The 14,865-nt window shown below is 70.8% G+C and carries 11 protein-coding genes and 2 pseudogenes; 11 read left to right on the top strand and 2 right to left on the bottom strand.

Annotated features, from left to right (window positions below):
- Positions 1 to 25: 25 nt before the first annotated feature.
- A complete protein-coding gene (locus OG452_RS22920; protein ID WP_327297462.1) occupies positions 26 to 622 on the top strand; it encodes a histidine phosphatase family protein in 597 nt (198 codons plus the stop codon).
- A 59-nt stretch (positions 623 to 681) separates the two neighbouring features.
- Here the strand turns inward: OG452_RS22920 and OG452_RS22925 are convergent, their stop codons facing one another.
- A complete protein-coding gene (locus OG452_RS22925) occupies positions 682 to 2,052 on the bottom strand; it encodes a hypothetical protein (protein ID WP_327297463.1) in 1,371 nt (456 codons plus the stop codon).
- A 235-nt stretch (positions 2,053 to 2,287) separates the two neighbouring features.
- Between OG452_RS22925 and OG452_RS22930 the strand changes: the two genes are divergently transcribed.
- A complete protein-coding gene (locus OG452_RS22930; protein ID WP_327299739.1) occupies positions 2,288 to 2,704 on the top strand; it encodes a hypothetical protein in 417 nt (138 codons plus the stop codon).
- A 121-nt stretch (positions 2,705 to 2,825) separates the two neighbouring features.
- The gene (locus OG452_RS22935; protein ID WP_327297464.1) at positions 2,826 to 3,689 is read left to right on the top strand and encodes a spermidine synthase; all 864 of its coding nucleotides are present in this window, start codon (positions 2,826 to 2,828) and stop codon (positions 3,687 to 3,689) included.
- 37 nt (positions 3,690 to 3,726) lie between these two features.
- On the opposite strand, the gene OG452_RS22940 is transcribed toward OG452_RS22935, so the two are convergent.
- Entirely contained in the window at positions 3,727 to 4,299 is a 573-nt protein-coding gene (locus OG452_RS22940; protein WP_327297465.1) for a hypothetical protein, read from the bottom strand.
- Between the two features lie 87 nt (positions 4,300 to 4,386).
- Here OG452_RS22940 and OG452_RS22945 point away from each other — a divergent pair, with 87 nt between their 5' ends.
- The 8 genes and pseudogenes from OG452_RS22945 (at position 4,387) to OG452_RS22980 (ending at position 14,843) form a co-directional block, all read left to right on the top strand.
- A complete protein-coding gene (locus tag OG452_RS22945; protein WP_327297466.1) occupies positions 4,387 to 5,076 on the top strand; it encodes a response regulator transcription factor in 690 nt (229 codons plus the stop codon).
- Complete coding sequence (locus OG452_RS22950; protein WP_327297467.1) at positions 5,073 to 6,467, top strand: sensor histidine kinase; 1,395 nt, start codon at positions 5,073 to 5,075, stop codon at positions 6,465 to 6,467. Before OG452_RS22945 ends, OG452_RS22950 begins: the two co-directional genes overlap by 4 nt.
- Positions 6,468 to 6,637: 170 nt before the next feature.
- Entirely contained in the window at positions 6,638 to 8,128 is a 1,491-nt protein-coding gene (locus OG452_RS22955; RefSeq protein WP_327297468.1) for a glycoside hydrolase family 18 protein, read from the top strand.
- A 424-nt stretch (positions 8,129 to 8,552) separates the two neighbouring features.
- Positions 8,553 to 9,881, top strand: coding sequence for an ABC transporter substrate-binding protein (locus tag OG452_RS22960; RefSeq protein ID WP_327297469.1), 1,329 nt, complete (start codon positions 8,553 to 8,555; stop codon positions 9,879 to 9,881).
- 176 nt (positions 9,882 to 10,057) lie between these two features.
- Positions 10,058 to 11,051, top strand: a pseudogene (locus OG452_RS22965) (carbohydrate ABC transporter permease).
- Between the two features lie 15 nt (positions 11,052 to 11,066).
- Positions 11,067 to 11,982: pseudogene (locus OG452_RS22970) on the top strand (carbohydrate ABC transporter permease).
- A gap of 128 nt (positions 11,983 to 12,110) precedes the next feature.
- A complete protein-coding gene (locus OG452_RS22975; protein ID WP_327297470.1) occupies positions 12,111 to 13,568 on the top strand; it encodes a GH1 family beta-glucosidase in 1,458 nt (485 codons plus the stop codon).
- A 225-nt stretch (positions 13,569 to 13,793) separates the two neighbouring features.
- Positions 13,794 to 14,843 carry a LacI family DNA-binding transcriptional regulator gene (locus OG452_RS22980; RefSeq protein ID WP_327297471.1) on the top strand — a complete coding sequence of 350 codons (1,050 nt, stop codon included), beginning with the start codon at positions 13,794 to 13,796 and terminating at the stop codon, positions 14,841 to 14,843.
- The last annotated feature ends 22 nt before the right edge of the window (positions 14,844 to 14,865 follow it).

Below are 14,865 nucleotides of genomic sequence, written 5' to 3' on the forward strand. Positions count from 1 at the left end.
ATCACCGCACGGAGGAGAGACCGTCATGGCACCCCGCATGCTGCTGGTCCGGCATGGACAGACCGCATGGTCGCTGTCCGGGAAACACACCGGCAGGACGGACATCCCGCTGCTCGACGAGGGACGCGAGGGGGCCAAGCTGCTCGGCGAGCGGCTGCACAGGTCGCCGTGGGACGCGGTGCCGGACGCCAGGGTGCTCACCAGCAGACTGCTACGGGCGAGCGAGACATGCGCACTTGCCGGGTTCGCCGACCGCGCGGAGGAGTGGGACACGCTCCTGGAGTGGAACTACGGGGCGTACGAAGGACTCACCCCGGCCGAGATCCAGGCGGTCAGTCCCGGCTGGTTCATCTGGCGCGACGGCGCTCCCGGCGGTGAGTCCGTGGCCGATGTCACCGCGCGCGCCGATGAGACGGTCGACCGGATCCGTACCGGCGGCCGCGACGTCCTGGTCTTCGCGCACGGCCACATCCTGCGGGCGCTCGCCGCACGCTGGCTCGGCTACGACCTGACGTTCGGCGCCCGGATCCGGCTGGCCCCGGCGTCGCTCTCGGTGCTGGGCTGGGCGTACGACGCCCCTGCGGTCGAGCGGTGGAACGACACCGGGCACCTGGAGCCGTAACGCCTCCGCTCAGGCCTGCCCTTCGGAACGAACCGCTCAGGCCGGTCCTCCGGAACCGATCAGACCAGCCGCGGAGTCGACGCGTGCCGCTCCAGGAAGGCCGGCACCCCGGCCGCCCGGCGCTCCGGCAGCAGCCTGCGGGCCGTGCCCGCGAGCATCGCCTGGATACGGGACGACTGGACCTGGTCCAGCAGGTCGAGCACCTGGTGTCCGGCGGCCGCCGCCCGGTCGGGAGCGCCGGCCCTGGCCAGGTCGTCGGCGAGCTGCGCGCGGTAGAGCGCCAGGTTGCGGGCGAAGTGCGGATCCTGCAGCTCCGCCGCGCGCTCGGCGTGCTGGGCCGCGCGCGGCCAGTCGCTCAGCGCCGACCAGCACTGCGCCTCCAGCATCTCCAGCTCCGCCTCGACGAAGAAGCTCATCCACTCCGGATCGGCGTCCGATGTGCCCTGCGCGAAGAGGGACTTGGCCCGTACCAGCGTGTCCGAACAGGCCGTACGGTCGCCAAGACCCGCCCAGCCGCCCGCCTCCCGCAGGGTCAGCAGCGAGAGCAGCCGGGGCGACGACAGCTGCTTCGCGGCGCGCTCCCCGGCCTGCGCGGCCCGCACCGCCTCGCGCGGGCGCCCCGCGTCCCGCGCCAGGAACGCGGTGTTGCAGAAGGCGTGCGCCTCCAGCGCGGGATCGCCGGAGACCCGCGCGGTCGCCAGGGCCTCCGCGTAGTGCGACCGCGCGTCGTCGAAGCGGCCCGAGTCGTGCGCCAGCCATCCCACGGAGATGGCCAGTTCACCGGCGCCCGCGTGCAGCCGGTTGGCCGTGGTCCGGCGGGCGGTGCCCGCGTCGAGCAGGGCGTACGCGGCTGCCAGCGGCTGCGCCGCCCGCTGGTAGAGACCGGCGGCGCCATGCCGGTCGTCGAGCAGCCGGATCTGCCGTACGGCCGCCTCGACGGCGCTCACCTCCGCCTCGCCGACACGGCGCTGGGACGGTACGGGGGCCGGGCCGAGGCCCAGTGAGACGGCGGCCAGAGCGGCGGAACCGCCGGCCATGAATGCGCGACGCAGCACGTCGCTCTCCTCGTTGTTCTGGCTGGTGTGGGACTGGCTGGTGTGGATCTGGCCGGTGTCGATCTGGCCGGTGTGGAACTGGGACGGCTGCTCGGCGCCGGGACACAGGCCCCGGCCACGTACCGCTCCCCGGTCCGAGAACCCCAGGTCCTTCAGGGTCGAACCGGGGAACATGTGCAGGAAGACCCGCTCGTACGCGTAATTGGGGCAGCGGATCTCGCCGGCCTCGACGCGCCCGATGTACCGTGCGTCACAGGCGACTTGCTCGCCGATCTCGCGCGCGGCCCGGCGGATCGCCGACGCGAACTCACCGGGCGAGCGCTGTCCGCGCAACTGCCGGAAAGCCGGGTTGCGTACCTCCCGTGACGTCGCCATGGCCGAGCCCTCTCTGGCGGATGGTGCTGCCGGCCCGGACCGCTCCGGCGCGCAAAACGTACCGTCTGTGATGAGACACACACTGCCGGTATAGCTACAAAAGGGATATCTCACCCGCGATTTGCCATGAACTGCCATCCTTTACGGCGGTGCTGCGCCGTAGCCCTTGACGTCCGCAGGCGTTGAACCTTGCGGAGAACGAGGAGGGGTTGCCTTGTTGGAGACCGGTATCGAGATGAGCGGTTCGAGAACGACCGCCCGGCACACACCCAGTCAGGAGTTCAGCGCACCGCCGGACGGTGTGGGCGAACCGTGCGATCTGGTGACGGTCCCCGCGCGGCAGGGACTTGAGGCGGTGGACATCCTGCGCAGGGGAGCGGACTCGGCCGGAGTCGGCCCCGTCCTGCACGACGGCGCCTGCGACACCCTCGGCTTCCTGGTGCCGCCCGGCACGGCCGACGGCTGGGACCTGCCGGGCAGCGCGTGTACGCAGACCAACGGGCGCGGGCTGCGGATCCCCGACGAGCCGCCGGTCCGGGGCACCGGCTGGCTGCTGCCGCCCGAGTCGGCGCCGGTCACCGACCCTTCGGTGCTCAGGGCGGCGCTCGGCGAGGCGGCACGGCTGATCGAGGCGGCGGACAACCGCCGGTGAAGCAGCCGCCAGTGAGCAGCCTGGCTCGCTGAGCGCTGTCGCTGAGCGCTGTCGCGGTACGGGAACTCGGTACGGGAACTCGGTACGGAAGGACGCGACAGGGGCACGCGATACTGGGGGAGTGGCGAAGAACAAGCGGCAGGGCCGTTCCGCACCGGAGTCCGTCGTCGAGCAGGTGGACGGCGGGATCGCCGAACTCAGGCCCGACCGCGACCGCCCGCGCGCCTGGACCCTGCTGATCGACGGCGCCCCGCAGTCCCATGTGGACCTCGACGACCCCACCTACCTCGACTTCGAGTATCAGCGCAGGCTCGGTCATGTCATCGACCTCGCGGGACCGCCCAGGCAGCCGCTGCACGTCGTGCATCTGGGCGGCGGGGCGTTCACCCTGGCCCGTTACGTCGCGGCGACCCGTCCCCGCTCCACCCAGCAGATCGCCGAGGTCGACGGCCTGTTGGTCCAGCTGGTGCGCCGGGTGCTGCCGCCGGACCCCGGCGCCCGGATTCGCGTCCGCTCCACCGACGCCCGCGCCGCACTCGCGAAGATCCCCGACGGCTGGGCCGATCTGGTCGTCGCCGACGTCTTCAGCGGTGCGCGCACCCCCGCGCATCTCACCAGTACGGAGTTCCTCACCGAGGTCCGCAGGGCGCTGAAGCCGGAGGGCTGGTACGCGGCGAACCTCACGGACGGGCCGCCACTGACGTATCTGCGCGGCCAGATCGCGACCGCGGCAGCCACCTTCCCCGAACTGGCCCTGGCGGCCGAGCCTGCGGTACTGCGCGGCCGGAGATTCGGGAACGCCGTACTGGTGGGGTCGGCGCTCCCGCTGCCCATCGCCGAGCTGACCCGCCGGGTGGCGGGGGACGGGCACGCGGGGCGGCTGGAACACGGCCGGGGCCTCACGGACTTCACGGGCGGGGCGAAGCCGGTACGGGACGCGGACGCGGAGCCGTCACCTCCACCGCCGCCTGCGGTCTTCGGGTAGCCGACGGCCCGGCAGACGCAGCGCCCCCCGGTGCCCCTCAGCTGTCGTCCACCTGGACCGACGGCTTGTGCCCGTTCCATGTGCAGAACACCGACACCGACCGCTGCCCCTGGGTGAACGTCACCCGGATCCACTCCGGCTGCTTCCAGACCTGCATCTGATAGCCGTCCGCAGGCGTCGCCGACACCAGACCCGCCGAGGTCGCGCCCAGCTCGAAGACGACCCGGCCACCGGAGGACGTATAGCTCCGTACGTCACCGGATGAACCTGATGTACCGGACGTACCGGAAGAACCCGAAGAGGGCGGCGAAGCGGGACCCGGCGCCGAGTGGGACGGTACGGATGACGGCGGGGAAGCGCTCCGGGACGAATGTGCGGGGGAGGACGACCCGCCCTCCGGTGGCTGCCCCGCCCCCGGGGACGCGGAATCCGCTTCCTCGGGCCGCTGGGTCGCCGACGAGAGCAGCTCCGGGCTCCCCGCCACGGGAAGCGCCCGGGGCAGGTCGTAGGCCGTGCCCGCCATCACCGAATGGACCCCCCACCAGGTCAGCGTCGTCGCCGCACCGGTGGCGAGCGACCATGCCAGGGCCTGTGTCAGTCGCCGGATCATCGCGCCATACTGCCCCACCCGCCCCATCGATGTCGTGACACGGTGAGACGGCCACCGAGCACCCCCGAATGGCGTACGGTGCCGCCCATGGCAAGTGTGCTCGTGGTCGAGGACGACCAGTTCGTACGCTCCGCCCTCATCCGGCACCTCACCGAGGCCTCCCACACCGTACGGAGCGTCGGCACGGCCCTAGAGGCGCTGCGTGAGGTGGCCCATATCGGCTTTGACCTGGTCATTCTCGATCTGGGTCTGCCCGATCTCGACGGGGCGGAAGCGCTGAAGATGCTGCGCGGCATCACTGACGTACCGGTGATCATCGCCACCGCGCGGGACGACGAGGCGGAGATCGTACGGCTGCTGAACGACGGCGCCGACGACTACCTCACCAAGCCCTTCTCCGTGGAGCATCTGGCGGCCCGGATGGCGGCCGTGCTGCGCCGCTCCCGCGGCAGCTCCGGCGTCGGGCCGCCGCCGCGGCTCATCCGCGTCGGCGGGCTCTGCGTCGATCCGCTGCGCAGGCAGGCGGAGCTGGACGGGGCGCGGCTCGATCTGACCCGGCGGGAGTTCGACCTGCTGACCTTCCTCGCCGGACGTCCCGGTGTGGTCGTCGCGCGCAAGGAGCTGCTCGCCGAGGTGTGGCAGCAGTCGTACGGTGACGACCAGACCATCGACGTCCATCTCTCCTGGCTGCGCCGGAAACTCGGCGAGACCGCGGCGAGCCCGCGCTATCTGCACACACTCCGGGGTGTCGGGGTGAAGCTGGAGCCGCCCCGATGAGGTGGGCCCTGGTCAAGGTGGCGCTGGCCGCCACCGCCATGGTCGTGGTGGCCTTCGCCATTCCGCTCGGTCTGGTCATCAAGGAGATGGCCAGTGACCGGGCGTTCGCGGGCGCCGAGCGGAACGCGTCGGCCCTCGCCCCCACCCTCTCCATCACCACCGACCGCCTCGCGCTGGAGAAGGCGGTCGCCTCCACCCCGGCGGGCGCCGCAGGCCGCGTCGCCATCCATGTGCCGGCGTCGGGTGAACCGGGCAGCCGGCCGACCGAGACCGGCCACGGGCGGGCAGCGGCCAAGGACGTCGAGGCGGCCCGCCGCCAGGCCGTGATCACCGCGGTGCCCGGCGGCTCCGTGCTCCTCCAGCCGACCGCGCTGCCCACCGGGAGGATCGCGGTCGTCGAGGTGTACGTACCGCAGGGGGAGGTCTCCAACGGCGTCGGCACCGCCTGGCTGGTTCTCGCGGGCGTCGGTATCGGGCTGGTCGTCGGCTCGGTCGCGGTGGCCGACCGGCTGGGCGTACGGATGGTGCGCCCCGCGCAGCGGCTCGCGCGGGCGGCGCACGACCTGGGCGAGGGCAGGCTGTCCGTACGGGTCATCGAGGAGGGCCCGGTCGAACTGCGCTCGGCCGCCGTGGCGTTCAACTCGATGGCCGACCAGGTCGTCCAACTCCTGGACAACGAACGCGAACTGGCCGCCGACCTCTCGCACCGGCTGCGCACCCCGCTCACGGTCCTGCGGCTCAACGCGGCCTCGCTGGGTGAAGGACCGGCCGCCGAGCAGACCCGCGCGGCCGTCGAGAAGCTGGAGCGGGAGGTCGACACGATCATCCGCACGGCCCGCGAACAGCGACCGCGGCCCCAGGGGGCGCACAGCGTGGCCGCGGGCTGCGACGCCTCCGAGGTGATCCGCGAACGGATGGCCTTCTGGTCGGCGCTGGCGGAGGACGAGGGCCGTACGGTACGGCTGGCGGGCGTGGGCCGGACGGCCCGCATCCCGGTCGTACGCTCCGAACTGGCCGCCGCGCTCGACGCGTTGCTCGGCAACGTCTTCCGCCACACCCCCGAGGGCACCCCCTTCTCGGTGGACGTGCACCATGCGGAGGACGCCGTCATCGTGCTCGTGTCGGACGCCGGTGAGGGCATCGCCGACCCGGCGGCCGCCCTGACGCGCGGCAACAGCGGTGGACGGACCGGCTCCACGGGTCTCGGCCTCGACATCGTGCGCCGGGTCGCCGAGTCGACCGGCGGCGACGTACGGATCGGCCGCTCGGTCCTCGGCGGCACCGAGGTCCGGCTGTGGATCGCCCTCGACGGCGGCCGTGCGCTGCCTGCTCACGGCCACCGGGTAAGGGGCCGCAGGCGCGGGGGGCTCCGGGGGTCGGTACCGGGCTGATCCGGGACAGTGGCGCCCCCCTCCATCCACCCGGATTAACCGCTCCCTTTGTCTTCCTTAAGCCCACCCTAAGATCCTCGGCTTCCTTCCTGAACTGCCCAATTGTCCGGTTCGGAATCGCTAGCGTGCTGCCACACCCCCCATTTCCGTAACGCAGAGGCAGGCACGGCATGAGTACGACGACCCACCGGCGCAAGGTGAGCGGCAAGACCAAGGCGATGGGTGCGGTGGTGGCCGCAGCCGTCGCAGGGGGCGGCGCGTTCGCACTGACCGGCACGGCGCACGCCGCCGACGTGGGCGCCGCCTACAGCAAGACCAGTGACTGGCACGGCGGTTACACCGGCCAGTACGTCGTCAGCAGCGCCGCGGGCAAGGCGCTGACCGACTGGAAGCTGGAGTTCGACCTGCCCGCGGGCACCAGGCTCAGCTCGCTCTGGAACGCCGAGTCCACGGTCGACGGACAGCACGTCACCGTGCGGCCTGCGAAGTGGGACAAGGCGGGTATCGCCGCGGGCAAGTCCCTCACCATCGGCTTCGTCACGTCGTCGGGCGCCACCGCCGGCGACCCCACCGGCTGTGTCATCGACGGTGCCAAGTGCTCGGTGGACACCGGCGGTGCGCCCGCGCCGAGCGGCCGGCCCGCCGAGCCGTCCCGGCCGGCCGACCCGTCCAAGGCGCCGCAGCCGTCGGCCAGGCCCACGGCAACCGCATCGTCGAAGCCCGCACCCACGCCCACCAGGACCACCGGCGCCGGAACGGGCACCTCGTCCGGCGCGGGCTTCGCCCCGTACATCGACACCTCGCTCTACCCCGCGTACAACCTGCTCGACACCGTGACCAAGACCGGCGTGAAGGAGTTCAACCTGGCCTTCATCACCTCCGGCGGCAGCTGCGCCCCGCTCTGGGGCGGTACCACGGGCCTCGGTGACGACAAGGTGGCCTCGCAGGTCAGTGGGTTGCGGGCCAAGGGCGGCGACGTCCGGGTGTCCTTCGGCGGGGCCTCCGGCACCGAGCTGGGCGCGGCCTGTACGTCCGCCGACGCGCTGGCCGCCGCGTACGGCAAGGTCATCGACACCTACAAGCTCACCAAGGTCGACTTCGACATCGAGGGCGGTGCACTGCCGGACACCGCGGCCAACACCCGGCGCGCCCAGGCCATCGCGCAGCTCCAGAAGTCCCACCCGGGGCTCGACGTCTCGTTCACGCTGCCGGTGATGCCCGAGGGGCTGACCCAGCCCGGCGTGGATCTCGTCGCCAACGCGAAGAAGAACGGCGTCGACATCTCCGCCGTCAACATCATGGCGATGGACTACGGGGCCTCGTACAGCGGTGACATGGGCGACTACGCCACCCAGGCGGCGACCGCCACGCAGGCCCAGATCAAGGGGGTGCTCGGGCTCTCGGACGCCGCTGCCTGGAAGGCCGTCGCGGTCACGCCGATGATCGGCGTCAACGACGTCAACACCGAGAAGTTCACGGTGGACGACGCGAAGAAGCTGGCCGGGTTCGCCAAGGCGAAGGGCCTGGCGCGGCTCTCGATGTGGTCCGGCGCACGGGACAAGGAGTGCCCCGGCGGTGCGAAGAACTCGGCCGACCCGACGTGTTCGTCCGTGGTCCAGGACGAGCTGGCGTTCACCAAGGCGTTCGCCGCGAACAGCTGACGCCGCCTCCTGACGGACGCCCCGGCCGGCTCACCCCCCACCCGGCCGGGGCGTTCGCTGTTTCGCTAAAAAAAGGCGCGGCCCGTCCGGGACGGTCCCCTCTCCCAGCCTCCGTTCACCTTTCGGTGTACGCCCGCGCTCCCGGTCCCGGCCCGGCCCCTTTCGGCACCGCAGCCGGGCATTCTGCGTTCATTACCGCGCTGAGCTGCAGGAATTGATCCCGCTCTGACGACGGTCCGCCCGTGGCAAGAGCCGTGCCGGACACGTTCTCGTGACGTGCGGGACACGCTCGGGCAACGGAACCGTCTTCAACTCTTGATACCCACCCCTCCAAGGCAGCAACCTTCCGGCATCAGCGCATGGGAGCGCTCCCATATCGCTCCCGCATCGCACGGGCTGCCCGTACGGACCAAGGAGTAGTGGAATGCGCATCACCCGCACCGCCGGCGGTCGCCGCCGCAGAGCCGCGGTCCTCGCCACCACGGGCCTGACGGCCACCGCCCTGTTGCTGGCCGGCTGCAGCAGCGGCTCGTCGGACTCGGGCAAGAGCTCCGACGCGAACGGGAAAATCACCCTGACCGTCGCGGACTACGGGCAGTTCGGCTACAAGGAGGCCGGGCTCTTCGCCCAGTACCACAAGCTGCACCCGAACATCACGGTCAAGGAAGACGTCACCGCTGATGAGAAGGTCTACTACCCCAAGCTGCTCCAGGAGCTGAACTCCGGTAGTGGCCTGTCCGATGTCCAGGGCATCGAGGTCGGCCGTATCAAGGAAGTGGTCGACACCAAGGCGGACAAGTTCGCCGACCTCAGCAAGGTGATCAACGTCAGCGACTATGTGTCCTGGAAGGAGAAGCAGGCCACCACGTCGGGCGGGCAGGTGATCGGCGCGGGTACCGACATCGGCCCTATGCCGCTCTGCTACAACACGGACCTCTTCAAGAAGGCCGGCCTGCCGACCGACCGGGACAAGGTGGCCCAGAAGGTCGCCGGCGGATGGATCGACTACCTCGCGCTGGGTGAGGAGTACAAGAAGAACGCGCCCGCGGGCACCTACTTCATGGACTCGGCGAGCGCCATGTTCAACGCTGTGGTGAGCTCCAACACGCAGCAGTACTACGACTCCAGCGGCAAGCCGATCTACAAGACCAGCTCCAGCGTCAAGGACGGCTGGAAGCTGGCGTCGCAGGCGGCCTCCGAGGGACTCTCGCACGGTCTCGCGCAGTTCGACCCGCCCACCTGGCCGCCGGCGCTGCGCAAGAACAGCGTCGCCACCGTCGTCTGTCCCGCATGGATGGCGGGTCAGATCTCGACCAACGCTGGCCCGGCCAACAAGGGCCACTGGGACATCACCACGGCCCCCGGCTCGTCCTCGGCCAACTGGGGTGGCTCGTTCCTGGGCGTCCCCAAGAGCGGGAAGCACGTGGCCGAGGCCAGCGCACTGGTCAAGTGGCTGACCTCGCCGGCCCAGCAGGCCGCCGTCTTCAAGGCGATCGGCGCCTTCCCGTCCAACAAGAACGCGTACATCCTTCCCGAAGTGAAGAACGCCAAGCTTCCTTACTTCAACAACGCGCCGATCGGCAAGATCTACGCCCAGGAGGCCGGCACCATCCCGGCTGCCGTTCTCGGCCCGAAGGACGCCGACATCAAGGATGCGTTCTCCACGCAGATCAGCAACATGGAGCAGCGCCAGACCAGTTCCAGCAAGGCATGGAACGACGCGATCAACAACATCGACAAGACGGTCGGCTGATCATCACCGGTGCGGGCGGCCCCCGGGCCGTCGGCGCCGGTACCCGCGCGGGCGGCGCCCAGCCGATCAGGCCGGACGCCGCCGGGGCGGTACGAGCGTTCCGACACCGCCACACCGGGCCGGACGGGTCCGCTCATCGCGCCGGGTCGGCGCATCCCAGGGAAGGACTCCCGCCTGTGGCAACCTCGACCCCCACCCGGGACACTCACGCCCCGCCTCCCCGCGGTTCGCAGCAGATGTCGGCCCGCCGGCAGACGTGGCGGAGCCGGCTCTGGCGGTTCGACGACAAAGCATCCCCTTACGCGTACATCGCTCCCTTCTTCCTCGTCTTCGGGGCCTTCGGTCTGTATCCGCTGATCTACACCGGCTGGATCGCCATGCACCGGGTGGAGATGACCGGCCTCGACCAGATGCAGTGGGTCGGCTGGGACAACTTCGCCAAGATCCTCCAGGACTCCGAGTTCTGGACGGCGGTCAGCAACACCTTCCTGATCGGCGTGATGTCGACGGTCCCGCAGCTGCTGGTGGCGCTGGGCCTCGCGCATCTGCTGAACTACAAGCTGCGGGCCAGTACCTTCTGGCGCACGATCATCCTCACCCCGTACGCCACGTCGGTGGCCTCCGCGGCCCTGGTCTTCGCACTGGTCTTCCGGGCCGATGGCGGACTGCTGAACTGGGTGCTTCACTTCATCGGCCTGGGGCACACCAACTGGGCCAACGGGCACTGGACATCGAAGATCGCCATCTCGGTCATCGTCATCTGGCGGTGGACGGGTTACAACACCCTGATCCATCTGGCCGCCATGCAGGCCGTGCCGACCGATCTGTACGAGGCCGCCTCGATCGACGGAGCCTCGCGCTGGCAGCAGTTCCGCAAGGTGACCATCCCCTCGCTGCGGCCGACGATCCTCTTCACGATCGTCATCTCCACCATCGGCTCCATGCAGCTGTTCGGTGAGCCGCTGCTGCTGGAAGGCGGCAGGCTCGGAGCGATCGGCGGAAACGAGAACCAGTACGAGACGCTCAGTATCTATCTCTACAACTACGGCTGGAACCTGGGGCATCTCGGCCCGGCCGCCGCAGTCGCCTGGGCGATGCTCGTCCTGCTGCTGCTCATCGCCGCGATCAACTGGCTCATCAGCCCGCTTCGTACGCAAATCCGCGGCCTGACCGGGAGCGAAATCCATGACTATGACCAGCCCCACCCACGCGCCCGGTCTCACCACCCCGCCGGCCGCCGCCCCGCCGGCGCAGCGCCGCCGCTTCCGGCCCGGCGCGGGCCAGCAGCTGAAGGGCGGCCCGTTCGCCTATCTCGCCCTGGCCCTCGTGGGCATCGGCTCGATCCTGCCGCTGTACTGGACCCTGGTGGCCGCGTGCCCACACCCAGGACGAAGTTCTGAACACCCCACCGCCGTTCCTGCCGGGCGGGCGGCTCCTCCACAACCTCGACGCGGCCTGGAACCAGGCCCATCTGGGCAAGGCGATCGACAACTCCGTCATCGTCTCCGGCTGTATCACCGCGGCGACGCTCTTCTTCTGCACGCTGGCCGGTTACGCCTTCGCCAAGATGCGGTTCCGGGGCCGCGGCGGGCTGATGACCGCGGTCATCGCCACCCTGACCATCCCCCCGCAGCTCAGCGTCGTGCCGCTCTTCATGATGATGTCCAAGATCGGCTGGGGCGGGAACCTGGAGTCGGTGATCTTCCCGACCCTGGTGAGCGCGTTCGGTGTCTTCTTCATGCGGCAGTACCTGCTGGAGGCGCTGCCGTACGAACTCATCGAGGCGGCGAAGATCGACGGTGCCAACAACCTCCGCATCGTGCGCAGCGTGGTCCTCCCGGCGGCCCGCCCCGCGATGATGGTGCTGGGGATGCTGACCTTCGTCCAGGCGTGGAACGACTTCTTCTGGCCCTACCTCGCCCTGAACCAGCAGAACCCCACCCTCCAGGTGGCACTCGGCCAGCTGAGCGCCTCGTACACGCCCGACCAGAGCATCGTGATGGCGGGCGCGCTGATCAGCACGCTGCCGCTGCTCGTGGTGTTCGTGGTCTTCGGCAAGAAGATCGTCGGAGGCATCATGTCCGGCGCCGTCAAGGGGTGACGCCCGCGTCCCCCGCCCTCCCCGGTGCGTCCCGTACGGCCCGTTCCTGACCGCAGGCTGTACGGGACACCAGAGCCCCCTCTCCTCTCCAACTGCCCCTGTCCGCCCACCCCTGGGAGCGTTCCCGCATGACCGCCGTACGATCAGAGACCACCACCCGTGAGCAGGCGCCCGAGACGACGGACTTCCCCGTGGGCTTCGTCTGGGGCGCGGCCACCGCCGCCTACCAGGTGGAGGGCGCCGCCGCCGCCGACGGCCGCACCCCGTCCATCTGGGACACCTTCAGCCACACCCCCGGCAAGATCCACAACGGTGACACCGGCGACATCGCCGCCGACCACTACCACCGCTACCGCGACGACGTGGCGCTGATGAAGGAGCTGGGCCTCAAGGCGTACCGCTTCTCCATCTCCTGGTCGCGGGTGCAGCCCACCGGCCGGGGCCCGGCCGTGGAGCGCGGCCTCGACTTCTACCGCAGACTCGCCGACGAACTGCTCGAAGCGGGCATCACCCCGGTCGCCACGCTCTACCACTGGGACCTGCCGCAGGAGTTGGAGGACGCGGGCGGCTGGCCGCACCGGGCGACCGCCGACCGCTTCACCGACTACGCGGCGATCATGGCCGGCGCACTCGGCGACCGCGTCGGCATGTGGACCACGCTCAACGAGCCGTGGTGCTCCGCCTTCCTCGGTTACGGCTCCGGGGTGCACGCCCCGGGCCGCACCGAACCGGCCGCGACCCTGCGGGCGGCCCACCATCTCAACCTCGCCCATGGCCGGGCGACCGAGGTGCTGCGCGGTCAACTCCCCGCCACCGCGCAGCTCTCGGTCACCCTCAATCTCCACCAGGTCCGCCCGTTGACCGGCAGCGCGGCCGACGCGGACGCCGCGCGCCGGATCGACGCGGTCGGCAACCGTATCTTCACCGGTCCGATCCTGGACGGCGCCTACCCCGACGACCTGCTCGCCGACACCGCGCACCTGGTGGACTGGCAGCAGCTGGTACGGGACGGCGACCTGGCCTCCATCGCCGCGCCCATCGACGTGCTGGGCGTCAACTACTACACACCGACGCTGGTTTCGACGCCGGAGACCGGTACCGGGGACACCCGCGACGACGGCCACGGCAGCAGCGACCACTCGCCCTGGACCGGCTCCGAGCAGGTCGCCTTCCATCTCGCGGAGGGCAAGAAGCGCACCGCGATGAACTGGGCGATCGACCCCGACGGGCTGTACAGCCTGCTGACGGACGTCAGCCGGGACCACCCGGGACTGCCACTGATGGTCACCGAGAACGGTGCGGCCTTCGACGACTACGTATCACCCGAGGGCCGGGTCGCCGATCCCGAGCGGATCGACTATCTGCGCGGCCATCTCGACGCCGTACGGCGGGCGGTGGCCGACGGCGCCGATGTGCGCGGCTACTTCCTCTGGTCCCTGATGGACAACTTCGAGTGGGGGTACGGGTACTCGAAGCGGTTCGGCGCGGTCTACGTCGACTACGCGTCCCAGCGCCGGATTCCGAAGGCGAGCGCGCACTGGTACGCCGACGTGATCCGCCGCCACGCACTGCCGCCGGTGGACTGACCGCGCCCGGCCCCGGCGGACGGACGGGACCCGGGCCAGTTGCCCGGTCCCGTCCGTATTCCACATTCCGTTTTCCGGTGGCCGTGCCCGCCCCGTACAGTGGGAGCGCTCCCGATGGTGCGCGCGTACGGGGCGGACCATTCCTGAGCGTGTTCGAGGAGCAGGCGACCGGGCTTGGTCCGGTCGTCCGGCGTGTGAGAAATTGACCGCGAACGGGAGGCAGTCATGGCGGCAGCGCGAGTACGGAGCGGCGGGCGGCCCACGCTCGAAGAGGTCGCGGCACGGGCCGGGGTCGGACGCGGCACTGCCTCCCGGGTCATCAACGGATCGCCCCGGGTCAGCGCCCGCGCCCGCGAGGCCGTCGAAGCCGCGGTCGCCGAGCTGGGATACGTGCCCAACCGGGCGGCCCGCGCGCTCGCCGGGAACCGTACGGACGCCATCGCACTCGTCGTCCCCGAGCCGGAGACCCGTTTCTTCGCCGAGCCCTACTTCTCGGACATCGTGCGGGGCGTCGGCGCCGCACTCGCCGACACCGAGATGCAGCTGCTGCTCACGCTCGTCGGCAGCGACCGCGAGCGCGACCGGCTCGCCCAGTACCTGGCCGCGCACCGGGTGGACGGGGTGCTGCTCGTCTCCGTACACGCCGACGACCCGCTGCCCGACCTGCTCCAGCAGCTCGACATCCCGGCCGTGGTGAGCGGCCGGCGCTCCGACCGCGAGACGCTTCCGTCGGTCGACTCGGACAACTACCAGGGCGCGCGCAGCGCCGTCGGACACCTGGTCACGCGCGGCCGGCGCAGAATCGCGACGATCACCGGGCGGCTCGACGTGTACGGCGCGCAGTGCCGCCTCGACGGATACCGCAAGGCTGTCGCCGCGGCGGGTGCCGACGGCGACGAAGCGCTCGTCGTCCAGGGCGACTTCTCCGAGGAGAGCGGCCGCCGGGCGATGGAGCTGCTGCTCGACCGCCGCCCCGATCTGGACGCGGTCTTCGCCGCGTCCGACGTGATGGCGGCCGGCGCCCGCCAGGTGCTGCGCGAGCGCGGTCTGCGGGTCCCCGACGACGTCGCCCTGGTCGGCTTCGACGACTCGGTGATCGCCCGTCATATGGACCCGCCGCTGACAAGCGTGCGACAGCCGATCGAGGAGATGGGCCGCGCCATGGCCCGGCTGCTGCTCTCGGAGATAGAGGAGCACCGGTCGCCGGGGCCGGCCGCCGCCGAGCGGACCCAACTGGTGCTCCCGACGGATCTGGTGCCACGGCTCAGCTCGTAACCGGGCTCGCCCGCAGTGCGGG

The sequence above is a fragment of the Streptomyces sp. NBC_01197 genome, assembly GCF_036010505.1.
Lineage (GTDB): Bacteria > Actinomycetota > Actinomycetes > Streptomycetales > Streptomycetaceae > Streptomyces.